Source organism: Hymenobacter chitinivorans DSM 11115, from assembly GCF_002797555.1.
Taxonomy (GTDB): Bacteria; Bacteroidota; Bacteroidia; order Cytophagales; family Hymenobacteraceae; genus Hymenobacter; species Hymenobacter chitinivorans.
In genome coordinates, this window is sequence record NZ_PGFA01000001.1 from 2,754,614 (window position 1) to 2,780,803 (window position 26,190).

A 26,190-nucleotide genomic window follows, 5' to 3' on the forward strand; every position below is an offset into this window, starting at 1 on the left:
ACTACTGCGGTAGAGATGCTTCGACTTCGCTCAGCATGACAGACGTTTTTAGCAAGTCACTCTTACTTGCTATTTTATATCAAAACGGCCCCGGTTGCGCCATGCAGCCGGGGCCGTTTCTGTAGGAATGAAAGCTACAAGCGTTATGTATCCGGGAAACATTGCTTCCTATTACCCCACCATATTCCAGAGCGAGGGTATTATTGTGTAGCCGGTAGCCGCTGCAAAATCTTTGCCCCCACGTACACCAGGCCGCGCCGGATAACGCCGTATACTACCCAGCCAATAAGCCCCAATACGGTACCGATAATGGTGGGCAGCACGGCCCCAAAAGTATAGGTCATGGCCAGCACAAAGCCCAGCAGGCACTCGGGCCGGTAAATCGGGACGAAGAAGGCCAGGGCAAACAAGCCCAGCATTACATTGCCCGCCATATCCGGCTCGCCGGCCGTAAACAGCCCCGAGATTAAAACGCCGAACAGCAAAGCGCCCGCAAACCCGTACAGCGCCCGCCGCAAAGCCGGGGTTGGGTCGGAGTCCGCCCGGGTGGGGCCGAAAACCCGCTGCCGGATGCGGGACAGCAGCAACCACGTAAGCACCGGCAGCAAGAGCCCACCCCACCCGTTGGAAACGGCGGGCAGCTCCTGCTGAGCCAGGAAATGATGACTCGGCACACCGCCGTGGAAATGGCTCCAGGCCAGCAGCGCCCAAATAGCCACCGTCACGAGCAGGGTGCAATACCGGCTAAGCCTGGAAAAACGCGTTTCAGTCATAAGGCGAGGAGTAAACTTCGTCGTTAGGATGGCGCTTCGGGTTTAACGTGGCGCTTTACTTAATGCCTTCGTTCAGCTTGGCGTTTTGGCCCGCCAAAATGCGCCAGGCCCCGGCGCGCTTGGTAAGCACCAGGGTGCGGCGAAACTCAAAGGTTTGCCCGGGGTACCGCTCGTCGCCGCTCAGGCCGGTGCGCACGTGCAGGATGGCCACGTCGGGTTTGACGAACGTCACGTCCTCAATGGCGCGGGTGTAGTAGTGCGAGGTTTTGAAGTACGTGCCGTGCACCGTCTGGTAGTGCTCCTGAATTGCCGGCTGGCCTTTGGAATACGCCCCAAACCAATTCACCCAGGTGGCATCGGGGTGGTACTGGGCGGCGAGGCCCTTGGCGTCGTGGCGGTTCCAGGCGCTTTCGTAGTCGGCTACCACCTGCCGGAGGGCCGCCTCGTCCTTCGATTGGTCCGCCTGCTGGGCGGCTACCGGGTGCCACAGCAGCGCGAAGAGGATGGTAAGCAGCTGGATGGCAAGGAGCTTTTTCATACTGAGATACGTGGTGAACCAAGTGAATCACTCCGGGCCACTGCTGCTGCCCGGGCAGCACGCTATTGACCTGATGGCAAGTCAATATAGTAGGAATGTAATAAAGATGGTCTGGGATAAAATCACCCGCGGGAACGGGTTGCTGATTACTCCTGCCCTTGGACATGGTGGCCGGGCATGGCTCAGGTGGCGAGGTTGGCACTTCCATACGGCCTGATTGGAAACAACATCTTGGCGGCCGTGGAGAAAGCACTAGCCCGCAAGGCCAAATAGGTTCTTCAAGTTAGTGGTAATAAAAATAGCCCCGATTGCATCGCGCAACCGGAGCCGTTTTTATTATCACTATTCAGAAAACTTATACCTGACGTTGGCACTAGATTCATTGATTAGATATGATTTATTTTACATCTTAGCTTCAACTTTGGCCTTTTGAAACTTCCAGCTTTGCGTTAGCTGTAGAAGCATTTGGCTCGCCTTAAACATATTAAATGCAAAATCAACTTTTTCATCAATAGCAAAGAAATCAAAATTTCCTATTCTTGTCGATATAGTTCTTCCTTCATTTGAAACTATTTTTGTTTGTAAAAAAGAATGCTCATTGCTCAGATGAATATGTCCAGATGTATTCACATAGAGATTATGAATACCAGGAAACAACTCTTTATCTAACTTGGTAACTAGATAAGTGTCTGTCATTTTTTCACCAGAGGCAGACTTCATATTTCTAATATGACCCCCTTTCAAGTATTCAATAAAAAAGTCATTGTAATCTTTTACCAATGTTGATGCGTAAAATCTAAGGCAATTATCAACCTGAATCCTAATCAGAGGAACAGCAGATATATAATTATTTACATATGCCAATGTTTTAAAACCATTCATTAAAGAAATAGCCCTATTTATAATAGCAGAAACAAATAAATCCATCGTATGAAGATGCCCTTTATTTCCACCGATCTGCAGGAACAACCTAGCCTCTTCAATAAATAGCTTCTCAAGCTTTCCTAAATCTTGGAGAACGATTTCTAAATCATCATCTGAAACATCTTTTCTCCTGTTAATTACTTGAGGTTTCATAAGGCTTTCAGTTATTATTTGCACTGCAAGAAGCAACAGTAAATACTATGGTTAGGCAATATAAGTTTAGTGTATGACATGCTTTGTTTTTATTTTATTGAATACATATTTCAGCCAGTATTAACCCCACCCCCACCAAACCCTTCCCCATCCCTCCGGAAAATCTCCACCTCCCCCACCACACCCGTGACAGCCTCTCCGGAAAACTCCGCCTCACTCATCACAGCCGTGATAGGTACTCCGGAAAACTTCACCCCACCCATCACGACTGTGATGGATGCCCCGGAAAACTTCGCACCGTCCATCACGACTGTGATAGGCACTCCGGAAAACTTCGCCCTACCTATCACAGCTGTGATGGGTGCTCCGGAAAACTTCGCAGCGCCTATCACGCGTGTGGCGGGTAGTGCGCTGTTTTTCAGTTAGGTTAACTCAACTATTATCTCTACCTAGACCCATCTTCAATCCTTTTATCTACTTCCCATTATGCTTTCGTTTGAAAAGATCTTTAGCAATTGGTTCGCTGATATTGAGCTGAGCTTCGACGACCTCGAAGCCGGGACCCGGGACCACCTGGAGCGCCTGCGCAAGGGCAACGAAAAGGACCGGTTCGCGGACCTGATAAAGGCTACCGAGGCGTGCTACACCGCGTATTTTGGGCGGCGTAGTCAGTCGGCGACGGCCAGCAGCACGGGCAAGGGTACTACTCTCACGCTGCATGAGGCCATGGAGGCCATGACCGATTGGCTGGTGGGCGAGGGCCAGGAAGCCATTTATTACAAGCTTAAAAAGGAAGCTGACCGCCTGCGCTTTTTTCCGCGCGGCAACTCCGAGTACCACCAGGCCCGTCACGGCGAGTGGCCCGGCCTGCTGGAGCGCCTCGATACGGCTTTCGAGGACCTGGGTGGCCCCTTCGAGGCCGAGGTGAAGGCCGCTTACAAACGCCACCGCGACGCCCTGCTCTTAGCCCTGGCCACCCAGAGCGGGGTGAAAAAGCAGCAGGCCGACGCCAGCGTGGGCAGCGCCGCCGAGCGGGCCCTGCTCACCCGGCAGCTCTCGCGCAACGCCCGCACCCTGGGCCTGGTGTTCGACGAGCAGCCCCGGGAGGCCGTCTCCTACTTCGATAAAAGGTACTTCAACCAGCACCAGCCCGGCGCGGGCAAGCAGGCTCCGGCCCAGCCCACCGCGTAGCCCCACCAGACAATCCGAATAAACCGAAACGGCCCCGGCTGCGTGATGCAGCCGGGGCCGTTTGGCGGGGTTAGGGTCCGTTGCCGTTGCTGAGCCGACTCCGGATAAAGGACTCGTCGGCCGTGGCGGGCCAGTCGGCAAAGGGGTACAAGGCCTGGTTGACCAGCACAAAGAACGTTTGCCCGGGGTAGCGCTGGCGCACCTCTTCCAGCTCCGGCACCGGCGCCCCCGGGTAGCGGAGGCGGGCGTTGGCGGGCAGGGTTACCAATAAGTACCGCTTTTGGGCGTAGGCAACCAGGGCGGGCGAGCCCAGAATGCGCCAGTCGGCCGGCGGGGTGGCGGGCTGGTCGGGCCCCAGGAAGGCCAGCAGCAGCAGGCGCGAATCGGCGGCGCGGCCGGGGCCCGGCGGCGGCTCCAAACAGCGCTGGGCACTTTCTATGGATTGGTAGACCGGGGCACAGCACCCGCAGGCTGCCTGGCGCCCCTGGGGCAGCACCCCGCAGCCGGGCAACAGCAGCAGCAAAGCCCCGAGGCGGAGTAAGTGGCCCCGACCTACCGGCGACCAAAGCGCGGCAAGGGTTAGCACGGCTCCCAGAGCTCCAGTTCTACCAGCCGGCCCTGTTCGAAGAAGAGGTGAACCCGGTCGTCGCAGTTGGCGCAGGTCATCAGGCTCACCTCCGTGCCGCGCTTGGAGATGGAAGCGGCCCGCACGGCGGCCGGATACACTTTCTGCAAATCGGCCAGGGTAGTTTTGCCGGTCAGGGTGATAGTGGGGGTTTGGTAGGTGTATTTACCGGAGCGAAAATCCAGCAATTCGAGCTCGGCCTGGTCGTGGTCGAGAAAAAAGCTCGTCTTGCCGGCGAAGTAGTAGCGCTGGCGCACCTTGGCGGCGGCCTCCTCCCGGCTCGTGTGGCACTCCTCGCCCACCGCCGCAATGCGGGCCGGCGGGCCCAGCGCCCGCAGCAGCTCTTGCTTGGTGGTATAAGACGGCAGCTTGGCGTTGACCAGGGACTTACTGGGGTTGAGCAGCGGTTCGGAGGGCAGCACGGTGAAGCTGCACAGGGCCAGGGCGAGAAGGTAGCGCATACGGATACGGGTAAAGTGAGCGGATAAAGGGGGAAAAGGGCGGGAACTCCAAACAGCCCATAACTAGCCGTATGGCCGTTGGCGGCGGGCTAGTGCATGCAGCCCACGTAGATGCGGGAGGTAAGCTTGAAGGCGTTCTGGTCGGCCCGCCGCAGCACGGCCAGGGCGCTGTCGGCACTGGCTTCCTGCTGGTAGATGCCCGTGACCAGGGCCATGGTTTTGGCGCCGGCCTGGTCTTTATACTCGTTCAGGTACTCCAGGCTCAGGGTGTGGCCCGGGAAGCGGCGGGGGTAATACTCGCCGGCGTACAGTTCGTCCTCGTCATCGGCGGGCAGGATAATCTGGTTTTTGCGGGCGTCGAAGTAGCGGCCCAGCGTATCAATGGGCAGGGCGTACTGCTGGCTCAGGCCCAGCATATGGCGGCGCAGGGCCGGGTACGAGCGGCTGGTGTCGGCCACGACCACGAAGAAGGTGGCGTAGTCGGCACTGGTGCTGTCGGCCGGGGCGTCTTCGGCTACGGCAGTTGCTTCGGCGGCCTTGGCCGCCGCTACCGGCGCCGCCCTCGGCGGGACCGGGCTGGCGGCCAAGGCCGGCGCGGGTACGGGCTGGGGCGGCGCAGCGGCCGGCGCCGACTGGCAGGCGGCAACTAGTACGGTGGCGGGCAGCAAGAGGCAATACGGTAAATAGCGCGGCAACATAGCGGGGGAATATCCTGGGAGTTTCTTGGCGGCGCGGGGAGCCGGCGGCAATATAGTAGGTTGGCGGTATTGGGCCGGCTCCGGCAGCCGGGCCGGGCTTACGCCCCGCTACAAGGGGCCAATGGCAAACGTCACTGCCACCACCGTCTGGTTGCCGGCGCCCCGGGCCAGGCTGTCAATGGACACGGAGCTGCGCATGGTTTTGGAACCGTAGAAAATATCTTCGCCCAGGGCCAGGGGGCGGCCCGGCTTTTTCTGGTCCTGGTTGAGGCGGGCCGTCAGCAGCCGGATGCCCTGGGGCAGGTCGATGGGCGCCTGCAGGCCGGGCAGCAGGCCGCTCATGAGCGTGGCGGCGTGGCGAAACCAGGGCGCCGGGTTGGTGGTGGGCGGCCCAAACCGGGCCGTGGTAATGAGAAACCGCAGCATGTAATACTCGCAGCCCTCGTTGTAGATGACGACCTGGTCACCGTTGGGGCAGGCTATGGTTTCGATGCCGTTGATCTTGTCGGGCAGCAGGCGGAAGGTGGAGCGGGGAAAGACGGCCTTTTTCACGATGGGCTCGGCGGCCCCCCGCACGCAATCCGCGTCCTGGGCTAGCGGCGGGGCCGGGGCCGGAGTGGCGGGGGCCGCCGCGGGCTGGCCCAGCAGGCCGCCGCCGAGCAGCAGGCCCAAAGCAAGTAGTAACGGATTCATCTAGCGGGGTATAACTAAGCTATTTGTAAGCTGCTTATGGCGCCGGGCAGCCGGCGCGGCGGAAGATATAGAAATTGGCTAGAAGTAGCGGCTTCGGCGGGCCTGTTTACCTTTGCCGCTCACCATAGCTGCCCTACCGCACTCGGCATGACGTTTCGCTACCTGCTTCTGCCCGCCGTATTGCTCGGGGCGTTCCGGCCGGCCCGCGCCCAGCAGGCCGATACGACCCTAATCCGCTACAGCGGGCAGCTGGCCGGGCAGTACTCGGCCGGGGGCGTCAGCCGCACCCTGTTCTCGACCTCCCACTCGGCCACCATTCTGCGGGGCCTGCACTTCGGGGCTCCCCTAACCGGCAGCTTCCTGTTTGGCAAGCAGGACAAGCTGCTCAAGGAGCGCGAATGGACCTTCAACGCAACGCCCTACTATTGGAAGGGCCGGTTCCGCTTCTACGGCATCGGGGGCTACGAGCGCAGCAACTTGCGGGGCATCACCAACCGGTATCAACTGGGCCTGGGGCCGGGCTGGGCCTTTTACGCCGACTCCCTGGGCCGGGAAGTGGCCGTCAGCAACCTGTTTCTGCGCGAAGCCACTTACTTTCAGAATGGCACCGAGCGGCTCGTTTCGCGCAGCTCCACCCGCCTCAAGCTGGTGTACTCCTACCGGGTTTTCTCGCTCAACTCGACCACCCTCTACCAGCCCAACCTGCGCAACGCGGCCGACTACCGCGCCACCCAGCTCACCACCCTGGCGTTGCGCTTCAGCCCCCGCTTCGCCCTGACCGGTACCTATACCTACACCTTCGAAAGCCGGGTGCTGGAAGGCAAGCCCACCGACAACACCAACGTGACGGTGGGCGTGGCCTTTAGCACGAAGTAAGCGGGGCGGGCCGCGGCCAACCTAGAGCGTGGGCCGCCGCAGGGTGGGCACGCTCTGCCACTGGGCCAGGGGCTTGCCCGTGGCATCAACGATGCTCAGCTCGGCCTTGTCGGCGTCGGGGCCAATGCCCACCAGGATGGAAAAGTTGCGGGTCGGGGTTTCACCCAGGTACTCGTTGGCCCCGTAGGAAACCTGGCTTTCGGTGTCTTCGGGCACTTCGGCGGCCAGCAGAAACCCGGGGTTCAGGTCGGCCACGCCTTCCTCGTGCTGCGGGCCGGTGCTGCCACCCACCGCGTCGGCCGCAAAGCGCAGGCTGGTATAATTCAAGCGGGTCAGGGTGAGGGTAATGGTTTGGGCGCCCTGCCGGCCGGTGTACACGACGGGTTTGCCGGCGGGTAAGTCCAGGGGAAACCGCACGGAGTCGTCCTGGCCCATGCGCAGCCACTGCCCGCGCACGGAGTAAGTGCCCGCCCCGCCCAGCCCGCGCAGGCCCTGCAAGAACTTGGGGGAAAGGTTAGCTGAGTCGGCCACCTGCGGCTTGGTAGCCGGAGCGGCCGGGCCGGGCGCCGGGCCCGCCGAATCAGCGGCGGCCACGGGTGGCGGGGCCGGTTGGGCGGCGGAGTTGTCGGCTTGCTTGGTCGAACAGGCCGCTAGCAGGGTGAGGCCGCAAATAGAGCCGTAAACGGCGAACGGGCGCAAAAAAAGAGACACGCGGAACGAATTAGATACAGCTAAAAAAGGGCCGGCCAACGGCTGGCTACGCCCGGATTGGGGCCGCAACTTACGGACAAACGGCCTGCTACCCCGCGGTGGGCCGCCCCGGCCCGGCCTACCGCAGGGGCGTGAAATGGTTCACCCCGTCGTGGAAGATGTATACCGGGTTGCCGCCGCCGTTGCGCACCTCGGTGGTTTCGTCCGTGTAGCCACTGCGGTGGTATACCACCACGACGCCGTTGGGCAGGCCCAGGTGGCGGGCAATAATATCCAGCACCCGCGGGGAGGCAAACAGCATCGTCCCCAGATTGGCGCCAATTTCGGCCCGGATAGCGACAATGGTCTGCACTGGCAGCGGCAGCGGCGTGCCATTGGCGCTGGCCACGGCGTTTATCAGGCAGTTATTCTGGTGGAGCAACCAGCTGTTGTCTACTTTCAGCGCCTGCTCCATTTCGCCGACCTGCTCATGACTCAGGGTTTGGATTTCGTCGGCGTCTTCCTCCTGCTCCTGCCGGGCCGGGGCCGATGCTGACGCGGTGTTGGGGTTGGGGTGCGGGGTGTTGCTCCTGATCAGGTTAAACGAATTGGGGTAGGCTTCGGCAATAACCCGCATGTGGTTTTCCCACAGCACCCCGGTGCGGCCCTTGCCGTCAAACATTCCCTTTATGGCCTCATCAATGCTCTCTTTGGTGCCGGTTCCGCTGGTTTCGAAGGCCAGCAGGCGGGCCCGGTAGGTACCCTCGCCTTTGCCGGTGGTATCGATTCGGTCCCGGGAAACGCCGGGAATCAGGTTGTAGAAGGAGAGAATAGCTTCAATAAACTGCTGCAAGCTTGACAAGTCGGCCGTAGTGGGCTTCAGGCCCCCCAACTGGTTCATTCGTTGCCAGGTATCTTTTATCAGCCCCTGGGCATTGTTGCCCAGGGGCTTGCCTTTTTGCGCGTTGTACAACTCCATTACCCGGTCGCTCAGCCCCTGCAAGGCGGCGTAGGCGTCGGGAATCGTATGGTTCCGAATGGCAGCCCGGACCCGGTCCAGGTGCGCGGCCCAGGCCGTGGAGTGCGCCCCCATGGTGCCCTTGAAGGGTGAGTCGGGCCGGCCGGCCGACAGCATCCCACTGATGCGGCCCGCGCCGTTGAGCATGACCTGAATCGACATGGAGTGCATGGCGCTGCTCAGGGTGGAAGTTTTGGAACTGTTGACGGCAAAACTCTCCGTGTCTTCCGTCTCCTCGTCTTTGTCTTCGGACTTAACCGGCGCGCTAATCTGCCCCAGGAAATTCTCAATGGGCCGGCCCGTAATAGCGGAGCCCAGCTCGCCCAGATTCTTCACGGGCCCGGGGCCGGCATAGCCCTCGGCCTTGGCCCGGCCAGCTTCCGCATTCTTGATCTGGTCCTGGATGGTATTCGACATGGCTTCCCCCTCTTTGTCAAAACTGAAGTGGGGCAGGGTTTCGTCTAAATTCCGGTACTGCTTGACCTGGGCTTCAAAGCCGAAGATATGGTTGGTGAACCGGCCGCCGGCCAGCTTGTTCAGCGTGTGCATTTCCGCAATTATCCGCATTAGCCCCGACTGGTTGGCGTACACGGCATTGAGCTTCTTGGCCCGGGCAATGACGATATTTTCGCCCGAGCTCAGGCCTTTGGCCCCGTAGTTAAAGTACTGGCTCAGGTTGTGAAATTCGGCGTTAAGCTGTTTGATAAAGCGGGTGGCATCGGCCATGAGGTACTCAAAGTCCAGATTAATGGAACTATCCATAGCCTTTATCAGATGATCCTCGCTCAGGCCGTCCTTGACCAGCGCAAACACCTCCGGATACAGCTGCCCGATACTCAGCTGGTGTTGCCGCCACATCATGGTCAGCCGCTCCAGGGGTTTCTCCACCCGAACCGGGGCTCCTTCTCTGCGGGTCCGGAAGTCGATGCCGCCGGTCATGCGGGCCAGCTGCCCATCGTTAACTTCCGAGGCGGCCATGCCGGCCGACTGAAAGTCGAACAGCCCGTAGATGGCCGCCACCACGTTGGCTTTATCCCACCCCCCTTTTTTGGCCCGGACCAGCTGTTCGGCGGCACTGAGCACCCCGGCCGGCCCCGATTCGCCGTGGCCCTTCCCCGATTTGCCCTTGCTTTTCTCCCCCACGTTTATCGTGCTGAAGGGAATCAGCTCCCGGGCTTCCAGGTAGGCCCCAATTGCCTCCTGCAGCAGGTGCATCTGCACCTGGGCATCCGGGGTAACGGAAGCACTGGCCAGGTTGGCCCGCAAACTGTTTTCGGCTTCGGTATAACGCTGGCGAATGGGCTGGTTATCGTCGTGGAGGACCAGGCTTTGGTAGCCGGGTAAGGCGCGCAGGTGGTCCGCCATGCCGTTCATGAAAACAATACCCTGGGCAATAGTCTGGCCCACCAGGTTGACGTTGAGTCCTTCCACGTGCACAATAAAGGCCGTGGTATGGTCGCCCATCGAGTTACCATATACCGCCGAGGGCCGGCCCCGCACCACCACCTGGCGGATAACCGGCGCCCCTTTTTCCCCGGCTTGGGTCCGAATCTGGGTGGCTAGGCGCTGCACCACCGTTTCGGAGTCTCCGCCGGGCCTTGCTTGCTCCCGCTGGCGGGTACCCGTGTGCTCGGGAGTGGTTTTGATGGTGGTTAGCCCGGTGGTGCGGCGCTGCACTACGGCTGAATATAACTGCCGCACGGCGGGCTGAGGACGTAGCGGCGCAACTTCCGGCGTCCAGGAGCTGCTCAGTTGCAGGGCCTGCTGGCCCATCACGTCGGCCTCGTGCTCCAGCCCAGCATCATCGTTCACTGCCACTTCGTTTGGGAGCTGCCTGGTGGGCTGCACGCGGCCCTGCTGTTGCTGGACCACGTGCCAGGCTTCGTGGGGCAGGTGCTGCTCCTGGCCGGGGGCGAGGTGAATGTCGGTGCCCTGGGCGTAGGCGTGGGCCTGCAGCTGGGCGGGCTGGCTGGAATTATAATGCACCCGCACCTCGTCCAGGGAGTGACCCGACAGGCTTTCCACCCCCGCCTTGAGCTCGTCGGGCAGGCCCGTGCGGTTGGCCTTCTGCTGTATGGGCGCCGCGGTACCGGGAAGGGGCCGCGTCTGGGTGGCGTAGGTATCGGCCTGGGCCTGCAAAGCCCGCAGCTGCCTTACCTTCGGGCTAGCGTTGGCCATTTCCTGCAGCCCGCCCACCTGCGGCCCCGGCACTCCGACCGGCCCGCTAGTGGGCAGTTTGCGCTGGGCCACGGGCGCGGGCCGGGCCCCAAGGCCCGTCGTCGCGGGAGCGGCAAGAGCCGACGGTGGAAGTAAATCAGCAGCGGCGGCCGGGCCGGGAGTTGCAGCTTTAAAGGCGGGCGTGGGCATAACCGGAGAATAGAAGAAGCCAGCGGGGAAGGCCAGCATAGATATTAGGCCTGGAATATAGTATAAATGAGAAGCATAGCAGTGCTTTCCGCCGGGAACTGGCTCGGTAGAACGGAGCTTCCCGGGACAATACTGCCTAAGCCGCGCCATAATTTTGGCGCGGCTATTAAACTATTTCCGTTGTTGCTCTTCTAACCCACCACAGCCCCGCCGCTCCTAACCCGCTCCCCTGCTTGGAAGACCAGGAAATCCTCGCCAAGTTCGCCGACCCCGCTGCCCGTAACGTGGCCTTTAATCAGCTGGTGCGCAAGTACCAGTCGAAGATTTATTGGCACGTGCGCAAAATGGTTATCGACCACGCCGATGCCGACGACCTGACCCAGGACGTGTTTGTGAAGGTGTGGAACCACCTGGGCAACTTCCGCCAGGATGCCTCGCTCTACACCTGGATTTACCGCATTGCCACCAACGAGTGCCTGAACTTCCTGTCGTCGAAACGGCGCAAGTTTTTTCTGCCCCTCAACGATGTGGCGGCCGAGCTGACCCAAAAAGTAGAGGCCGACCCCGGCCTGGCCGGCGACGAAATCGAGCTGCGCCTGCAAAAAGCCATTCTGCGCCTGCCCGACAAGCAGCGGCTGGTGTTCAACATGAAGTACTACGACGAAATAACCTACGAGCAGATGGCCGACATAACCGGTACCAGCGTAGGGGCGCTAAAGGCTTCGTACCACCACGCCGTCAAGAAAATTGAACAATACGTCAACGAAGAGTCCCACCACGATTAAACCCCGCGGCCCGGGCCGCATCTAAGCTATATGAACACTCCCTTTCGTCTGGATGACCATCAGCGGCGCGCCCAGCCCCTGGCTCCGCCGCCAGCCGACTACTTCGAGCGGCTGCCCCGCCGGATTATGGCCCGGGTGCAGCCCGAAGCCCCGCGCGAGTCGGCCCTGCTGGGCTGGCTGGCGGCCCTTTCCGGGCCCGTGCGTACGGCCCTGGCTTCGGCCGTGGTGCTGGGGGGCTTTGCCACCAGCTTTTTCCTGAGCCAGCCCGCCGCCGGACCTGCTACTTCGGCGCCGGTAGCAGCCTTGGAAGCAGTGCCCCAAACCGAGATGGTGCAGTACCTGCTGGCCGCCGACTCCCGCCTCACCCTCACCGACCTGGCCGAGCTGCCCGCCACCGACCGGAGCCTGACCGACAGCTTCCTGCAAGCCTCCCCCGATGAGCTGCAAGATGCCCTGGACGCCCAGCCCGCCGACGATACCTACCTGTAATCCTTATTTTTGCCGCTGCTTTGTCCTTCTCTCCCATGAAATATCTTCTCCGCGGCGCCCTGGCCGTGCTTCTGCTCCTGGTTTTGCACGCGCCGAGCCTGGCCCAGGGTGGCCGTCGTCAGGGCCCGGGTGGCCGCCTGAGTCAGCTGGAAAACGCCAAAATTGCCTACCTGACCGACAAGATTTCCCTGACCCAGGACCAGGCCCAGCGCTTCTGGCCGCTCTACAACGAGTTTTCGGACAAGCGCCGCGACGTGGCCCGCCGCATGCGGCAGCTACGCACCGAAAACCCCGATGGCCTCTCCGACCAGCAAATCAAGGACAACCTGACCCAGGCCCTGGCGTTGCGCCAGAGTGAGGTAAACCTGGAAAAGGAATACTTCGATAAATTCCAGAAGGTGCTGACCATCCGCCAGGTGGGCAAGCTCTTCATTGCCGAGCGCGACTTCACCAAGGAAGTACTCAAGCGCGTGGCCGACCGGCGCGGCGGCGCGGCCGGGGGCGCGGGGCAGTTTGCCAGTCCACCCGAGGACAACTAGCTTTTTTTCCGCACTCTCTATTGCATCAAACAGGCTGCCTAGTGCAGCCTGTTTTGGTTTTCGGTGGTTGTAAGAGGCCGGACGAGGATGATTCCGGCGGGCGCTTGCCACGCGCCCCTGCTATCTTTGCGGGCTCAATCTGACTTACCATGCTTACTCCGCGCCAGCTGTTTCTGCGCCACCAGGCCCAAACGTCCGACTTTCCGCTCCTGCTCGAAATTGAGCGGGCCGAGGGCGTGTACATGTACGACACGGCCGGCCGCCGCATCCTGGATTTGATTTCGGGCATCGGGGTCAGCAACGTGGGCCACCGCCACCCGCGCGTGCTGCAGGCCATTCAAAACCAGCTCGATAAATACCTGCACCTGATGGTGTACGGCGAACTGGTGCAGGCTCCGCCGGCCGAGCTAGCCTACGCCCTGCACCAAACCCTGCCCGCGCACCTCGACAGCGTGTACTTCACCAATTCCGGGGCCGAGGCCATTGAGGGCGCCCTGAAGCTGGCCAAGCGCCACACCGGCCGCACCGAGCTGATTTCCTGCCACAATGCCTACCACGGCTCCACGCACGGCGCGTTGTCCATCACCGGCTCCGAGGGCTTCAAGAACAGCTACCGCCCCCTGCTGCCCGACGTGCGCCACATCCATTTCAACGACCTGGCCGACCTGGCGCTGATTACTGAGCACACCGCCGCCGTAGTCGTTGAGACGGTGCAGGGCGAGGCTGGGGTGCGAGTGCCGGCGCCGGGCTATTTGCCCGCGCTGCGGCAGCGCTGCCAGCAGGTCGGGGCCCTGCTCATTCTCGACGAAATTCAGTGCGGCTTCGGGCGTACTGGCTCGTTCTGGGCCTTCGAGCAGTTTGGGGTGGAGCCCGATATTCTGGTCTGTGCCAAGGGCATGGGCGGCGGCATGCCCATCGGGGCCTTTATTTCGTCGCAGGAAATTATGGCCGGTTTCAAGACCAACCCGATTCTGGGGCACTGCACCACGTTTGGGGGCCACCCGGTGTCGTGCGCGGCTTCACTGGCTACGCTGCGGGTTATTCAGGAAGAACATCTGCTGGCGGGCGTCCACGAAAAAGCCGCCCTGTTTCGGCGGCTTCTGCAGCACCCGGCCATCCGGCAGGTGCGGGGCCACGGCCTGCTGATGGCCGTGGAATTTGACTCTTTCGCCGTGCTCAAACCCATTATCGACCATGCTCTGGCGCACGAAGGCATCCTGACCGACTGGTTCCTGTTCTGCGACAATTCCCTGCGCATTGCCCCGCCCCTAACCATTTCCGAAACTGAAATCGAGGAAGGCTGCGCGGCCCTGCTGCGGGCTATTGAAGCAATAGTTGTCCGTAATTAGTTGCTGGTTGTTAGTTATCAGGTCGTTCTATTGCTCGCATTGTTGGCCTTCCGGCCTAACAACAGACAACTAACAACTGACAACTAACCTCCTACAAGCCGCTGCCTTTGGGATGAGTGCCGTTGTAGTTGAGGAAGGATTCCGACTCGGTTTTGATTTGCTCCCGGGGCAGGCCATCCTTGACGCCGATGGAGATTTTGCGCACCAGCACGCCCACAATGGCCTTGCGGAAGCCCAGCTTTTCGGCCATCCCGATGCAGAAGTCCATTTCGTGGTCATCCACGATGCCGTCGGCCAGCATCATGTCCACCAGGTCGAAAATCTGGTCGAACCGCTCCGAGTCGTTGTCGGGTAGCACCAGGTTTACCGCGCCCGAGTTGGCTACGATGGAACGCACGTCATCCGCCCGCATGCCGTTCTTTTTGCCCACCGCCACGATGAAGTTCATTTCCCGCTCGTCAATGTGGCCGTCGGCTTTGGCCAGGGCCGCCAGATTCATGAGGTGACTCTTCACTTTCTTGGTTTGCTCGTTTTCGAAAAGGCCAAACATAGGGGCGTTGCTTAAGTAACGGTGAAGGAAAAGAACTGGGCCGGCGGCGCTGCCCAAAACCGGCAACGGGGCTGTTAAGATAGTCGGCAAGGGGCTTTGTTGCAATACGCAACTGCAAAAAAAACAGCCAGACCACAGCCGTAATCTGCGTTGTTTTTTTGCCTTTCCTGCCGGCAAAGGCTTTGTTTTCAATTTGGATTTATCACCTTTGCCCCGCCCGCACTGGGCAGTTCCGATTACCTGAATTATGATGAAACGTATTGCAGTTTTCACCAGCGGCGGCGACTCGCCGGGTATGAACGCCTGCATCCGGGCCGTGGTGCGCACGGCCGTGTACCACGGCATTGAGGTCTATGGCATCATGCGCGGCTACAGCGGCATGATTAAAGGCGAATTCGTCAAGCTCGACTCGGCCTCCGTGGCCAACACCGTGCAGAAGGGCGGCACGATTCTTAAGTCGGCCCGCAGCCAGAAATTCATGACCAAGGAAGGCCGGCAGCAGGCCTTCGACCAGCTCGTCAACAACGGCATCGACGGCCTGGTGGCCATCGGCGGCAACGGCACGTTTACCGGCGCCACCATCTTCGAGCAGGAGTTCGGCATCCCGACCGTGGGCGCCCCGGGCACCATCGACAACGACCTTTACGGCACCGATTACACCATCGGCTACGACACGGCCGTGAACACGGCCCTCGAAGCCATTGACAAAATCCGGGATACGGCCGACTCCCACGACCGCTGCTTCTTTATCGAGGTAATGGGCCGCGACTCGGGTTACATTGCCATTCCCTGCGCCATCGGGGGCGGGGCCGAAATCGTGATGATTCCCGAAACCCAGATGTCGACCGAAGCCGTGATTGAAACGCTGCAGGCGGGCTGGAAACGCTCCAAAACCTCGTTTATCGTGGTAGTGGCCGAGGGCGACGAGGAAGGCAACTCCCACTCGGTAGCCAAGCAGGTGAAGGCCGCCATTCCCGAGCTCGACACCCGCGTGACCATCATCGGGCACGTGCAGCGCGGGGGCTCCCCCACCGCCGCCGACCGCCTGCTGGGCTCCCAAATCGGTATTGCCGCCGTGGAGGGCCTCATGAACGGCATGCGCAACGTCATGGCCGGCATCGTGGACCGCAAGCTGGTTTACACTCCCTTCTCCGACACAATTCACAAAAAGAAGCTCATCAACCAAACCTTCATGCGCATGGTCGAGATTCTCTCGGTGTAGCGGTGAAATAGTGAACTGGTGAGTTGTCGTTCTAACGTTTTTTAACGGCTGTCATCCTGCGCGGCGCATAGCAGAGCGAAGGACCTTCCTCCCCTATCCCAGTACCGCTTGCCTCAACACGAAAAGGCCCTTTACCGCGCAATCGGCAAAGGGCTTTTTTGTGTTGAATCAAGCTACTCACTCAGCTGAGGAAGGTCCTCCGGTTACGCCTCAGGAGGAAAAACGACCTCTCGCGCTGTCAGAACAAAAACTCACTAGTTCACCATCTCACCACTTCACTGCCTCCGGGTGCAGCCACTGATACTGCGGGTCGCGGCGGAGCCAGGTGAGCTGGCGTTTGGCGTAGTGGCGGGTGTTGCGCTTGAGCAGGCGCACGGCTTCGGGCCAGTCGTAGAGGCCGTCGAGGTAGCCGAAGATTTCCTGGTAGCCCACCGTTTGCAGGGCGTTGTGGTGGCGGTACGGGAGCAGCGCCGTGGCCTCGGCCAGCAGGCCCTGGGCCAGCATCTGGTCTACCCGCTGGTCGATGCGCTGGTAGAGCTCCTCCCGGTCCCGGTTGAGGGCAATTTTGACGGTCTGAAATGGCCGCTCTTTGGTTACTTTCGGGGTGTGGAAGCTGGAAAACGGCTGGCCCGTGCTGCGCGTCACTTCCAGAGCCCGCACCACCCGCTGGTGGTTTTGCCGGTCGATGCGGGCGTAGGTTACCGGGTCGAGGCGCTGAAGCTCGGCCACCAAAGGCTCCAACCCGTGCTCGGCCAGCTCCTGCTGCAGGGCGGCCCGCACGGCGAGGTCAGCCCGGGGCATTTCGTCCAACCCTTCGGTTACGGCCTGCAGATACAGCCCCGAGCCGCCGGTCAGAATTACCACTTTATGCTTCTGAAACAGCTCGTCGAGCAGAGCCAGGCAGTCGGCCTCGAAGCGGCCGGCGTTGTAGTCCTCGGTAATACTGTGGGAGTCGATAAAGTGGTGCGTTACACCCTGCATTTCGGCCGCCGTGGGCTTAGCCGTCCCGATGCTCAGCTCCCGGAAAAACTGCCGCGAGTCGGCCGAAATAATGTCGGTGTGGTAGTGCCGGGCCAGCTCCACGCACAGCGCCGTTTTGCCCACGGCCGTGGGGCCCGAAATGACCAGCAAAGTAGGATGAAGTGGCGCCAGGCCGGGTAGTAGATTCATACAGAAACAGGTTGGGCGGCCCACAGGGCCTGATACAGCGCCCCGAGGTGCTCTTCCTCACGCTGCCAGTTGAACTGCTGGCGGGCGCGGCGGCAGTTCTGGGCCAGGGCGTGGTAGCGGCCGGGATTGTGGTGCAGCAGCTGGTTGAGGGCCCCGGCAATGGAGGCGGGCGTGAGTTCCACGACTTCGGCCACTTCGTACTGCTCGTTGAGGTGGCGGTACTCGGGAAAATCCACAATCAGCTGCGGAATACCGGCGTGCAGGTAGTCGAAGAATTTATTGGCCAGGGAATAGTAATAGCTCAGGCCCTGGTTTTCGAGCAGCATAATGCCTACCGTGGCTTGGCTGGTAATTTCGTGCAGCTCGGCCGGCAGCACGAAGCCGCGGAAGTCAACCTTCCCGGAATCGAGCAGGCCCAGGGTGGCGGCCCGCTCCCGCAGGGCCGCGGATAAGTCGCCTTCCCCGCACAGCACCAGCCGGCCCGCCACCTGGGGCATGGCGTCGAGCAGGGCTTCCAGGCCCCGGCCGGCATTCAGAGCGCCCTGGTAGAGAATGTAGCCATCAGTGGGCGCGGCCGCGGGAGCCGGCGGCAGCTCCGCCGGAGTCAGGCGGCTGATGTTGCGCACCACTTCGAAGGGCCGGTGGTAGCGTTGCTCGAATACCCGGGCCAGGGCCGGGCCCACGGTGTAGGCCAGCGTGGCGCGGGGCACGATGAAGCGCTCCACGGCCCGCCACAGGCGCTGCACGGCCGGCCGGGCCACCACTTCGGGCACCTCCGTAAACAACTCGTGGGCGTCGTACACGAAGGGCTGCCCGCCGAGCCGGGCCCGCAGCCACACGGGCAGGGCGGTGTCTAAATCAATGGCGCACCAAGCCGCTGCTTGCTGCCCGAGCAGGTAGACCAGCAGGCGCAGGTTGAATTCGAGGTAGAACAGCTTGCCTTTATTCAGCCAGCACCGCAGCCGGTGCTGCCGGTAGGGCTGCTCCGTCAGGGGCCGGGAAGTGGGCCACTGCCGCCCCACCAGCAGCACGTCGTAGCCGCGGCAAACCAGGCTGCCGCAAATTCGTTGCATGCGCTGGTCGTAGTTTAAATCGGTGGTAACGGTGAAGATAAGAGTGCGCATACGGGCGGGTGGCGGCGGGTGGCGCGGAGGAATCTGCCGCCGAAACGCGCTATCTGGGATATTTTTGACAAATTTAAGAAGTTAAAACTCGCGTACTGGTCAAAGGACGTAGACCAAGCTCCCCGCCGACCACCTATTCTACCCGATGTCGACTACTCCTGTATCACCGGCTGACGCTGCAGCCCTGGGGACGCCTCCGGCCCCGGCGGCTGATTTTTACCGCGTCCTGTTTGAGGAAGCCTACGACGCCATCCTGCTCTACGACGAGCAGGGCGGGCTGGTCGATTGCAACCAGACGGCCCTGCGCCTGCTCGGCACCACCCGGCCCGAGCTGCTGACCACGGGCCTGATGGCCTTTGCCGCCCCCCACGCGGCAGCCGGGGCCGAGGCCTGGCAGTCGGCGGCCGAGCTGCGAGCCGCCGTGCGGGAAGTAGCGCACACGGGCAGCCGCGGCGCCCGGCGCTGGACTGGCCAGCGGCCCGATGCGACAACCGTAGAAGCCCTAGCGACCCTGCACCGGGTAAGCTCGCCCGAGGGCGGCGTGCGCGTGCAGCTGACCCTGCGCGAGGCGGTGGAAACACCCGCCCCAGCCCTTTCTGCAGCCGACCTCATCACCCGGCAGCAGGCCCTGGATCTGTCGCAGGCTCAGCTGCGCGACCTGCTTAGCCGCACCAATCTGAGCTACGTAGCCGTGGACCGGCAGGCCGCCGTGGTCGACGTGAACGACCATTTTCTGCACTACACCGAATACTCCCGGTCCGAAGTTATTGGCCGGAGTTTTCACGAAACCTTCTGCCCGGCCGCCGACCAGGAGCGGATGCGCCAGAACTTTCTGACCTGCATTGCCACCGAGCAGCTCCAGGAATTCTACGAGCGGGTCATTGTGACCAAATCGGGGCAGACGCGCATGGTGTACTGGCACGCCGAGTTTTCGCGCGACCTGCAGGGCCAGGTGACCGGCATCTTCGTGGTGGGCCGCGACTACACCGACCGGCACGTGGCGGCCCGGGCCCTTACCGACAACCGTCACCGCCTGCAGGACTTTCTCGACAACGCCCACGACCTGATTCAGAACCTGAGCATCGACAACCGGTTTTTGTTCGTGAACAAGGCCTGGAAGGAAAAGCTTGGCTTCAGCGACGAAGACCTGTCGCAGATGACGCTCGGCGACGTGGTGCACCCCTACTACAAGGCCAAGCTGCTCTACCAGCTGCGTAACCTGTATAAGGGCGAGAAAGTCAACAAGCTCGAAACGGTATTCCTGACCAAGACCGGCAAGCCGATTCACCTGATTGGCTCCATCAGCTGCTCCTGGCAGGACGACGAGCCGGTGAGCACCCGCGCCATTCTGCACGATATTACGGACCGTATCAAGGCCGAGCGCCTGCAGAAGGTCTACTACAGCATTGCCAACCTGGCCATCAGCTCCAAGGACTTACAGTCACTCTACGGGGCCATTCACCGGGAGCTGAGCAAGATCATCGAAACCAATAACTTCTACATTGCCCTCTGCGACGACGCCCGCACCCAGCTGCAGTTCAGCTACTTCGTCGACCAGAACATTCAGGGCGAGCAGGGGCTGGTGTCGCGGCCGTTTTCGTCGGGCGTGTCGGAATACATCATCCGCACCGGGCGGCCCATGTTTATGCTCAAGGCCGAGCTGCAGGAGCTCATTGCCAACGGCACGATTACGGCCTACGGGCTGATGCCGGAAGTGATGCTCTGCTCGCCGCTGAGCATCGGCGAGCGGATTATCGGCGTCATTGCCGTGCAGGACTACCACAAGGCCGACGCCTACGCCGCGGCCGACATCGAGATTCTGCACTTCATTTCCAACCAGGTGGCCCTGGCCATTGAGCGCAAGCGCAACGAGGTTCAGATCAACAAGCAGAACGCCCGCCTGAACGCCATTTTCGAGAGCGGCTCCCATTTGATGTGGTCCGTGGACATGCACTCCCGCCTGACCTCGTTCAACCGCAATTACTCGGCCTACTTCCTGCGCCGCAACGGGGTGTATCCGTCGCTGAACGTGAACCTCTGGCAGGCCGACCTGGGTATGATGGAGGAAGACGCCCGCGAGGCTTTTATTGAGAACTACCGGCGCGCGTTTCAGGGCCAGCCCCAGCGCTTCGAGGTGCGCCTGCGCGACTCCCGCGGGCAGGATACCTGGCGCGAAATCTACCTCAACCCGATTTACCTCGACGATGGTACGTTCGAGGAAATTTCGGGCATGGCCCACGACATTACCGACAAGAAACGCTCCCAGCTGGAGCTGGCCGCCCAGGAAGAGAAGTTCCGGGCCATCTTCGAGTCGTTCCAGGACGTGTACTACCGCACCGACGGCAAGGGCGTGCTCACCCTGCTCAGCCCCTCGGTGTACGACATGCTGGGCTACAAGCCCGAGGAGGTCATCGGCACGCCCATCATGGACTACTACGTGCGGCCCGAGCAGCGCGACGAGCTGCTGAACAGCATTCAGAACTACGGCGAGGCCCGCAACATCGAGATTGACATGCGCCACAAGGATGGCCACTCGGTGAGCGTGCTAGTGAATGCGCGGCAAGTGAACGACGGGCCGGCCGGCACCGAAGGCATCGGGCGCGACATCACCGAGTTCAAGCAGATGCAGGACGACTTGCGCCGGGCCAAAGAGGAAGCCGAAACGGCCCTGGAAGCCAAAACCCAGTTCTTGGCCAACATGAGCCACGAGCTGCGCACGCCCATGAACGGCATCATCGGCATGATTGATTTGCTGCACCAGACGGTGGCCTCCGAGGAGCAGGAAGAGTACGTGGACACGTTGCGGAAGTCGTCGGATGCGCTGCTGGCCATTCTGAACGACATTCTGGACCTGTCCAAGATTCAGGCCGGCAAGCTGCAGCTCAACGAGTCGGGCATCGATTTGTACTACACCCTGGACAAGATTCACTCACTGTTTGCCAACCGCGCCAACCAGAAAAAGCTCAAGTTCACCTACCACATCACGCCCCATACCCCGCGCTTCATCATCACCGACGAAACCCGGGTGCTGCAGATTCTGTCGAACCTGACGTCCAACGCCATCAAGTTCACCTCGGCCGGTACGGTGAGCATCATCGTCTCGTCGGTAAGCACCGATGGGGTGGAGCACACGCTGCGCTTTGCCGTGCAGGACTCGGGCATCGGTATTTCGCCCTCGAACGCCAAGCTGCTCTTCACCAACTTCACCCAGCTCGACACCACGCCCACCAAGGCCTTCGGGGGCACGGGGCTGGGCCTGGCCATCAGCAAGCAACTGGCCGAGCTGCTGGGCGGCGAAATCGGCATGATTTCCAACACCGACGACGGCTCGACCTTCTGGTTTACGATGCGCTGCCGGGTGGCCTACAACGAGGAGGAAATCGTGCAGGAGCGCGTGGCCTCCCGCGACCGGAGCCACGAAATCATGCGCCTGGAAACGGCTCCGCGGGTACTCTTGGTCGACGATAACCCCATCAACCAGAAAGTGGCCGTGCGCCTGCTCGACAAGCTGGGCTGCCAGATCGACGTGGCCAACGACGGGTTTGAGGCCATCAGCAAAGCTACCGCGCCCACCGGCGAGTACGAGCTGATTTTCATGGACATTCAGATGCCCGAAATGGACGGCATCACGGCCATGCACGAAATCCGGCAGCGCCTGGGCCGCAGCTGCCCGCCCATCGTGGCCATGACGGCCTACTCGATGAAGGAAGACGCCGAGCGGTTTGTGCAGCAGGGCATGGACGACTACATCTCCAAGCCCGTCAAGTCGCAGGACCTCTACACCGTGCTGCTGCGCTGGACCGGGGCGGCCGAGCGGATGGCGGCCCTGCACCTGAGCGCGGCCCCCGAAACACCGCCCACGCCCGACGTGACGGAGCCCGTCGCGCCCTACACCCCGGTGGGCGAGGCCCTGGCCGAACCGGCCCAAACCACCTTCATTGACCCCGAAGTAGTCAAGCAGCTGCGGGAGCTGGGCGGGGCCGAGTTTGCCGCCCAGCTCTACAGCGACTTCGAGCAGGAAGCCGGGCAGCTGCTCAGTGAAGCTCAGCAGTTAGTGGATCAGCACCAGTACGCGCAGATCCTGCCCCATTTGCACCAACTCAAGGGCACGGGCTTCACCTTGGGCATCAATGAGCTGGCCGAATGCGTGAAAAGCTTGGAACATGACCTAAAAAAAGGGCATCTTGACCACGTAGAACAAGATTTTCGCACTATTATGCGGCACTTTACGGCCTTTGTGCATTCGTATCCGGCTGTTACCCAGGGCCCGTAGTTCCCGTAGAACCTTCTGACTGACCTTCCTTTCTCCTCCGACCCTAAACATTCTTCTCCATGGCTGATTCTAAAACCATCCTGATAGCAGAGGACAGCTCTGTTATTTTGAACCTGACCAAAAAAATTCTGGAGCTCCAGAAATATAAAATTGTATCGGCCAAGAACGGCGGGGAAGTTATCAAGCAAGTTGAGTCCCAGCCCATCGACTGCGTGCTGATGGACATCAACATTCCGGTGAAGGACGGCATGGAGTGCACCCGCGAAATCCGGCGCAACGCCGACCCGCGCATCGCCCAGATTCCGATTATTGCCATCACCGGCAACGCCAACAACTACTCCATGGAGCAGTTCCGCGAGGCCGGCGTGACGGACTACCTGCCCAAGCCCCTCGACTTCGACGCCCTGGTGCGCGTGGTAAAGCAGTACGTTGGGTAAGGCGTAATTTTGAATGGTGAATGCTGAATTATGAATTGAAAACGCTACTCCGCTTCCGGCTAACGGTTACTTCATAATTCAGCATTCACCATTCATCATTCAACCAAAGTGCAAGTTACTTTTCTCGGCACGGGGACGTCGCAGGGGGTGCCCATGATTGGGTGCCACTGCCCGGTGTGCACCTCGGTAGACTACCGCGACAAGCGCCTGCGCGTGTCGGTGCACGTGCAAACCCAGGGCAAGAGCCTGATTATCGACTCGGGGCCCGACTTTCGCCAGCAGGTGCTGCGGGCCCGCATCGACCATCTGGACGCGCTGGTATTTACCCACGAGCACAAGGACCACACGGCCGGCATGGACGACATCCGGGCCTACAACTTTAAGCAGCAGCAGGACATGCCCGTGTACGCCGAGCCCCGGGTACTGGACCAGCTGCGGCGCGAGTACGCCTACATTTTTGCCGAGCACAAGTACCCCGGCGTGCCCAAGGTGCAGACCATCCCGATTCTGAGCGACACGGAAAGCTTCCGGGTGGAAGGCGTGGAAGTGCACCCCATCCGGGCCCTGCACTACAAGCTGCCCGTGCTGGGCTTCCGCATCGGCAACTTCACCTACATCACCGACGCCAACTACCTCTCACCGGAATCCTTGGAGCGGGTGCGGGGCTCGGAAATCATCGTGCTCAACGCCCTGCGCCACGAGGAGCACATTTCGCACTACTCTCTGCCCGAGGCGGTAGACATTCTCACCGATCTGGCCCCACGCGTGGGCTACATCACCCACATCGGGCACCAACTGGGCAAGCACCGCGAGGTAGAAGCCACGCTACCCAGCTTTATCCGCCTGGCCTACGACGGACTGCAGGTGGAACTGCAGGACGAGCAATAACATTGCTGGAGCAACACGCCACCCCTCCCCCGCCGCCCTAGCCGGCCGCGGGCCAGTCCCGATACGCCTGGACTTTTAGTAAGTGGCTTTAGGCCGCGGCGGTTGACCTTACCGGGGCGTTTTGGTTACGTTGAACCACAGCGCCCAATCCTGTAGAGCGGGCATTTTGCCTTTTTCCGGCTGTTTGTCGATGTCCCACACGGTATAGGTCAGCAGGTAGCGGCGGCCGTTGGCCCGAATGCTGGTCGTGTCGAGCCAGGCGCCGAGGGCGGAGCGCTGCGGGCCGTCGGGCAGGCGCAGCTGCTGGCTTTGGCCCTGCGCATCGGTAATGGCCAGCACGGGCCAGGCCGAAGGCCCCACGGCGCACTGCAAGCCCTCGGGGCAGTACGTCGTATTTAGGTCCTCAAGCTGAATGGTAAGCTCCCGGCTGCCGGTGCCGGGCAGAAAAGCCTGCTGCCGATAGTGCAGGGCAAAGTCCTTGTCAAAGTCGACGGCGAAGTCCGGCGCTGGCAGCTGCGGGTCGACGGTGGATTTCTGGCAGGCGCCCAAGCCCAGTGCCAGGGCCAATACGAGTACAGTAGATTTCATCAGGCAAGCAATAGCAACAGGGAGGGGTAATGAGTAGGAGCAGCCCGCACGCAGGCTCGGGAGGGTGAGCGAATCCCCGGGCCAATGGTTGCATGCGGCCTTCGTAGTATTTGGCTTTACCTTGCATAGCGGCACCGGGGCCGCTTTTATTTTTCCCATGCACAACAATTATTATTTCCTGCGCCAGCTGGCTCCCGCCCTGGCCCAGCAGCTGGCCGGCTTTGCGGTAGCCAGCTGCTTTTCCCAGGAAAAAGACGAGCTGGTCATTGGCCTGACCAAGGGCGAAGCCGAGTTCTGGCTCAAGGCCCAGCTGTCGGCGACGTTTCCGGCCCTGGCCCTACCCGAAACCTTTCACCGGGCCCGGGCCAATTCCGTGGACCTACTGCCCGGCTTGCTGGGGCAGGTGGTGGAGGCGGTGAGCGTGTTTTCCCACGACCGGGTGCTGCGCCTGCACTTCCGAGGCGGGGCCACGCTGCTATTCAAGCTGTTTGGCCCCCGGCCCAACGCCGTGTTCCGTCCGAACCCGCAAGCTCCGGCCGAGTTGTTTCACCAGCGCTACCTGGCCGATGCCGACCTGACGCCCGCGCCCGAGCCCCTCCCCGACCTGCTCAATCCGCTGCGCAGCTACCCGGGCCTGGGCGACGTGCCGCCCCGCTACCTGCGTGCCCACGGCTACGACGCGGCCGACCTGCCCACCCGGCTCCGCATGGTGCAGGACGTGGTGGCCCTGCTCGAAAACCCGCCGCACTTCTACCTGACGGCCGTGGAGGGTAAAACCCGGTTGACGCTGCTGCCGGTGGGCGACGTAGAGCAAACCCTACCGCCCGACCCGGTAGCAGCCCTGCGCCTGTTTGTGCCGCTCATCCTGGGCCGCCGGGCCTACGAAACCGAGCTGCGCCAGGTGCGGCAGGAGCTGGAGAAGCGGGCCGAGGAAGCTACCGTCAGCGCCAGCCAGGCCCGCACCCGGCTCTACGCCCTGGAGCACACGGCCGGCTACCGGCAAACGGCCGACCTGATTATGGCCAATTTGACCAACATTCCGGCCGGGGCGGCGCAGGTGGAAGTCGAGGATTTTTACCAGGATAACCAGCTGCGCACCATCAAGCTTAAATCGACGGAAACGCCCCAGCGCACAGCCCAGAACCTGTACCGCAAAGCCAAAAATCAGAAGATTGAAACCGAGCAGCTGCAGGAACGCATCGAGCGGCGCGAAACGGAGGCCCTCTGGTGCCTGGAGCGTCTCGAGGAGCTGGCCGCCATTGCCGACCTGCGCACGTTGCGCACCTGGCGCAAAACCCACGAGTTGCTGCCCGCCACCAAGGCCCAGGAAGCGGCGGAGCTGCCCTTCAAGGTGTTTTCCGACGGTGGCTATACCATTCTGGTGGGCCGCAACGCCCAGAACAACGACCTGCTCACCCAGCGCTACGCCCACAAGGACGACCTGTGGCTGCACGCCAAGGATGTGACGGGTTCCCACGTGGTGATAAAGCAGAAACCCGGGCAGCCCACACCCGAGCCGGTAATCGAGCGGGCGGCACAGCTGGCGGCCTGGTATTCGCGCCGCAAAAACGACTCCCTCTGTCCCGTGACGGTGACGCCCAAGAAATTTGTGCGCAAGCGCAAGGGTGCCGTGGCCGGACAGGTAGTGGTGGAGCGGGAACGGGTGGTGCTGGTGGTGCCCGCCAACCCGTTTGAGCGCAACGGCTAACGTACCGGGCGTAGGTCGCCCATCTGGCGGAAGTCTTCAGCCGCTGCAGGCGGCGGACTTC

24 protein-coding genes are annotated in these 26,190 nt (G+C 61.4%); 11 read left to right on the top strand and 13 right to left on the bottom strand.

The window, feature by feature from the left end; genetic code table 11:
- Positions 1–200: 200 nt before the first annotated feature.
- From CLV45_RS11590 to CLV45_RS11600, 3 genes are all read right to left on the bottom strand, one after another.
- Positions 201–773, bottom strand: coding sequence for a hypothetical protein (locus CLV45_RS11590; protein ID WP_157807425.1), 573 nt, complete (start codon positions 771–773; stop codon positions 201–203).
- 55 nt (positions 774–828) lie between these two features.
- A complete protein-coding gene (locus CLV45_RS11595; RefSeq protein ID WP_100336512.1) occupies positions 829–1,311 on the bottom strand; it encodes a YybH family protein in 483 nt (160 codons plus the stop codon).
- Positions 1,312–1,713: 402 nt separating this feature from the next.
- Positions 1,714–2,388, bottom strand: a complete 675-nt coding sequence (locus CLV45_RS11600; protein WP_157807426.1) for a hypothetical protein — start codon at positions 2,386–2,388, stop codon at positions 1,714–1,716.
- A gap of 486 nt (positions 2,389–2,874) precedes the next feature.
- Between CLV45_RS11600 and CLV45_RS11610 the strand changes: the two genes are divergently transcribed.
- Positions 2,875–3,579 carry a hypothetical protein gene (locus CLV45_RS11610; RefSeq protein WP_100336515.1) on the top strand — a complete coding sequence of 235 codons (705 nt, stop codon included), beginning with the start codon at positions 2,875–2,877 and terminating at the stop codon, positions 3,577–3,579.
- A 70-nt stretch (positions 3,580–3,649) separates the two neighbouring features.
- Here the strand turns inward: CLV45_RS11610 and CLV45_RS11615 are convergent, their stop codons facing one another.
- The 4 genes from CLV45_RS11615 to CLV45_RS11630 form a co-directional block, all read right to left on the bottom strand.
- Complete coding sequence (locus CLV45_RS11615; protein WP_100336516.1) at positions 3,650–4,102, bottom strand: hypothetical protein; 453 nt, start codon at positions 4,100–4,102, stop codon at positions 3,650–3,652.
- Between the two features lie 56 nt (positions 4,103–4,158).
- A complete protein-coding gene (locus CLV45_RS11620; protein WP_100336517.1) occupies positions 4,159–4,665 on the bottom strand; it encodes a hypothetical protein in 507 nt (168 codons plus the stop codon).
- Between the two features lie 89 nt (positions 4,666–4,754).
- On the bottom strand, positions 4,755–5,333 hold the full coding sequence (locus tag CLV45_RS11625; protein ID WP_100336518.1) for a hypothetical protein: 579 nt from the start codon (positions 5,331–5,333) through the stop codon (positions 4,755–4,757).
- 138 nt (positions 5,334–5,471) lie between these two features.
- Entirely contained in the window at positions 5,472–6,056 is a 585-nt protein-coding gene (locus tag CLV45_RS11630; RefSeq protein WP_157807427.1) for a hypothetical protein, read from the bottom strand.
- A 147-nt stretch (positions 6,057–6,203) separates the two neighbouring features.
- Here CLV45_RS11630 and CLV45_RS11635 point away from each other — a divergent pair, with 147 nt between their 5' ends.
- Entirely contained in the window at positions 6,204–6,932 is a 729-nt protein-coding gene (locus CLV45_RS11635) for a DUF481 domain-containing protein (protein WP_157807428.1), read from the top strand.
- A 21-nt stretch (positions 6,933–6,953) separates the two neighbouring features.
- Here CLV45_RS11635 and CLV45_RS11640 read toward each other — a convergent pair whose 3' ends face one another.
- Both CLV45_RS11640 and CLV45_RS11645 read right to left on the bottom strand, forming a co-directional pair.
- The gene (locus CLV45_RS11640) at positions 6,954–7,631 is read right to left on the bottom strand and encodes a hypothetical protein (RefSeq protein WP_100336521.1); all 678 of its coding nucleotides are present in this window, start codon (positions 7,629–7,631) and stop codon (positions 6,954–6,956) included.
- A gap of 130 nt (positions 7,632–7,761) precedes the next feature.
- Positions 7,762–11,007 carry an eCIS core domain-containing protein gene (locus tag CLV45_RS11645; RefSeq protein WP_211289927.1) on the bottom strand — a complete coding sequence of 1,082 codons (3,246 nt, stop codon included), beginning with the start codon at positions 11,005–11,007 and terminating at the stop codon, positions 7,762–7,764.
- Positions 11,008–11,240: 233 nt separating this feature from the next.
- Here CLV45_RS11645 and CLV45_RS11650 point away from each other — a divergent pair, with 233 nt between their 5' ends.
- The 4 genes from CLV45_RS11650 to CLV45_RS11665 all read left to right on the top strand — a co-directional run bounded on the left by CLV45_RS11650 (position 11,241) and on the right by CLV45_RS11665 (position 14,169).
- Complete coding sequence (locus CLV45_RS11650; RefSeq protein WP_100336522.1) at positions 11,241–11,792, top strand: RNA polymerase sigma factor; 552 nt, start codon at positions 11,241–11,243, stop codon at positions 11,790–11,792.
- Between the two features lie 30 nt (positions 11,793–11,822).
- A complete protein-coding gene (locus CLV45_RS11655) occupies positions 11,823–12,281 on the top strand; it encodes a hypothetical protein (protein WP_100336523.1) in 459 nt (152 codons plus the stop codon).
- A 35-nt stretch (positions 12,282–12,316) separates the two neighbouring features.
- The gene (locus CLV45_RS11660) at positions 12,317–12,820 is read left to right on the top strand and encodes a periplasmic heavy metal sensor (RefSeq protein WP_100336524.1); all 504 of its coding nucleotides are present in this window, start codon (positions 12,317–12,319) and stop codon (positions 12,818–12,820) included.
- A 149-nt stretch (positions 12,821–12,969) separates the two neighbouring features.
- Positions 12,970–14,169, top strand: a complete 1,200-nt coding sequence (locus CLV45_RS11665; RefSeq protein WP_100336525.1) for an aspartate aminotransferase family protein — start codon at positions 12,970–12,972, stop codon at positions 14,167–14,169.
- 91 nt (positions 14,170–14,260) lie between these two features.
- Here CLV45_RS11665 and CLV45_RS11670 read toward each other — a convergent pair whose 3' ends face one another.
- Positions 14,261–14,719, bottom strand: coding sequence for a tellurite resistance TerB family protein (locus tag CLV45_RS11670; RefSeq protein ID WP_100336526.1), 459 nt, complete (start codon positions 14,717–14,719; stop codon positions 14,261–14,263).
- A gap of 250 nt (positions 14,720–14,969) precedes the next feature.
- On the opposite strand from CLV45_RS11670, the gene pfkA reads away from it, so the two are divergent.
- Complete coding sequence (gene pfkA, locus CLV45_RS11675) at positions 14,970–15,941, top strand: 6-phosphofructokinase (RefSeq protein WP_100337022.1); 972 nt, start codon at positions 14,970–14,972, stop codon at positions 15,939–15,941.
- A gap of 267 nt (positions 15,942–16,208) precedes the next feature.
- On the opposite strand, the gene miaA is transcribed toward pfkA, so the two are convergent.
- Both miaA and CLV45_RS11685 read right to left on the bottom strand, forming a co-directional pair.
- Complete coding sequence (miaA, locus tag CLV45_RS11680) at positions 16,209–17,111, bottom strand: tRNA (adenosine(37)-N6)-dimethylallyltransferase MiaA (protein ID WP_100336527.1); 903 nt, start codon at positions 17,109–17,111, stop codon at positions 16,209–16,211.
- The gene (locus CLV45_RS11685) at positions 17,108–18,235 is read right to left on the bottom strand and encodes a glycosyltransferase (RefSeq protein WP_100336528.1); all 1,128 of its coding nucleotides are present in this window, start codon (positions 18,233–18,235) and stop codon (positions 17,108–17,110) included. The genes miaA and CLV45_RS11685 overlap by 4 nt, the downstream gene beginning before the upstream one ends.
- 145 nt (positions 18,236–18,380) lie before the next feature.
- On the opposite strand from CLV45_RS11685, the gene CLV45_RS11690 reads away from it, so the two are divergent.
- The 3 genes from CLV45_RS11690 (at position 18,381) to CLV45_RS11700 (ending at position 23,833) form a co-directional block, all read left to right on the top strand.
- Entirely contained in the window at positions 18,381–22,508 is a 4,128-nt protein-coding gene (locus tag CLV45_RS11690; protein ID WP_100336529.1) for a PAS domain S-box protein, read from the top strand.
- Between the two features lie 59 nt (positions 22,509–22,567).
- Positions 22,568–22,945: a response regulator gene (locus tag CLV45_RS11695; protein ID WP_100336530.1), complete on the top strand. Its 378-nt coding sequence runs from the start codon at positions 22,568–22,570 to the stop codon at positions 22,943–22,945.
- A gap of 108 nt (positions 22,946–23,053) precedes the next feature.
- Positions 23,054–23,833, top strand: coding sequence for an MBL fold metallo-hydrolase (locus CLV45_RS11700; protein WP_170061843.1), 780 nt, complete (start codon positions 23,054–23,056; stop codon positions 23,831–23,833).
- 108 nt (positions 23,834–23,941) lie between these two features.
- Here CLV45_RS11700 and CLV45_RS11705 read toward each other — a convergent pair whose 3' ends face one another.
- Positions 23,942–24,421 carry a hypothetical protein gene (locus CLV45_RS11705; RefSeq protein ID WP_157807429.1) on the bottom strand — a complete coding sequence of 160 codons (480 nt, stop codon included), beginning with the start codon at positions 24,419–24,421 and terminating at the stop codon, positions 23,942–23,944.
- A 157-nt stretch (positions 24,422–24,578) separates the two neighbouring features.
- Here CLV45_RS11705 and CLV45_RS11710 point away from each other — a divergent pair, with 157 nt between their 5' ends.
- Positions 24,579–26,129: an NFACT RNA binding domain-containing protein gene (locus CLV45_RS11710; RefSeq protein WP_157807430.1), complete on the top strand. Its 1,551-nt coding sequence runs from the start codon at positions 24,579–24,581 to the stop codon at positions 26,127–26,129.
- Positions 26,130–26,190: the final 61 nt, after the last annotated feature.

Excerpts from the sequence above, each read along its gene's own strand:
- CLV45_RS11670 (WP_100336526.1), bottom strand. The coding sequence starts at position 14,719 with ATGTTTGGCCTTTTCGAAAACGAGCAAACCAAGAAAGTGAAGAGTCAC.
- CLV45_RS11660 (WP_100336524.1), top strand. The coding sequence starts at position 12,317 with ATGAAATATCTTCTCCGCGGCGCCCTGGCCGTGCTTCTGCTCCTGGTT.
- CLV45_RS11655 (WP_100336523.1), top strand. The coding sequence starts at position 11,823 with ATGAACACTCCCTTTCGTCTGGATGACCATCAGCGGCGCGCCCAGCCC.
- CLV45_RS11685 (WP_100336528.1), bottom strand. The coding sequence starts at position 18,235 with ATGCGCACTCTTATCTTCACCGTTACCACCGATTTAAACTACGACCAG.
- CLV45_RS11665 (WP_100336525.1), top strand. The coding sequence starts at position 12,970 with ATGCTTACTCCGCGCCAGCTGTTTCTGCGCCACCAGGCCCAAACGTCC.
- CLV45_RS11610 (WP_100336515.1), top strand. The coding sequence starts at position 2,875 with ATGCTTTCGTTTGAAAAGATCTTTAGCAATTGGTTCGCTGATATTGAG.
- pfkA (WP_100337022.1), top strand. The coding sequence starts at position 14,970 with ATGAAACGTATTGCAGTTTTCACCAGCGGCGGCGACTCGCCGGGTATG.
- CLV45_RS11635 (WP_157807428.1), top strand. The coding sequence starts at position 6,204 with ATGACGTTTCGCTACCTGCTTCTGCCCGCCGTATTGCTCGGGGCGTTC.
- CLV45_RS11695 (WP_100336530.1), top strand. The coding sequence starts at position 22,568 with ATGGCTGATTCTAAAACCATCCTGATAGCAGAGGACAGCTCTGTTATT.
- miaA (WP_100336527.1), bottom strand. The coding sequence starts at position 17,111 with ATGAATCTACTACCCGGCCTGGCGCCACTTCATCCTACTTTGCTGGTC.
- CLV45_RS11600 (WP_157807426.1), bottom strand. The coding sequence starts at position 2,388 with ATGAAACCTCAAGTAATTAACAGGAGAAAAGATGTTTCAGATGATGAT.
- CLV45_RS11595 (WP_100336512.1), bottom strand. The coding sequence starts at position 1,311 with ATGAAAAAGCTCCTTGCCATCCAGCTGCTTACCATCCTCTTCGCGCTG.
- CLV45_RS11645 (WP_211289927.1), bottom strand. The coding sequence starts at position 11,007 with ATGCCCACGCCCGCCTTTAAAGCTGCAACTCCCGGCCCGGCCGCCGCT.
- CLV45_RS11705 (WP_157807429.1), bottom strand. The coding sequence starts at position 24,421 with ATGAAATCTACTGTACTCGTATTGGCCCTGGCACTGGGCTTGGGCGCC.
- CLV45_RS11620 (WP_100336517.1), bottom strand. The coding sequence starts at position 4,665 with ATGCGCTACCTTCTCGCCCTGGCCCTGTGCAGCTTCACCGTGCTGCCC.
- CLV45_RS11630 (WP_157807427.1), bottom strand. The coding sequence starts at position 6,056 with ATGAATCCGTTACTACTTGCTTTGGGCCTGCTGCTCGGCGGCGGCCTG.
- CLV45_RS11690 (WP_100336529.1), top strand. The coding sequence starts at position 18,381 with ATGTCGACTACTCCTGTATCACCGGCTGACGCTGCAGCCCTGGGGACG.
- CLV45_RS11710 (WP_157807430.1), top strand. The coding sequence starts at position 24,579 with ATGCACAACAATTATTATTTCCTGCGCCAGCTGGCTCCCGCCCTGGCC.
- CLV45_RS11590 (WP_157807425.1), bottom strand. The coding sequence starts at position 773 with ATGACTGAAACGCGTTTTTCCAGGCTTAGCCGGTATTGCACCCTGCTC.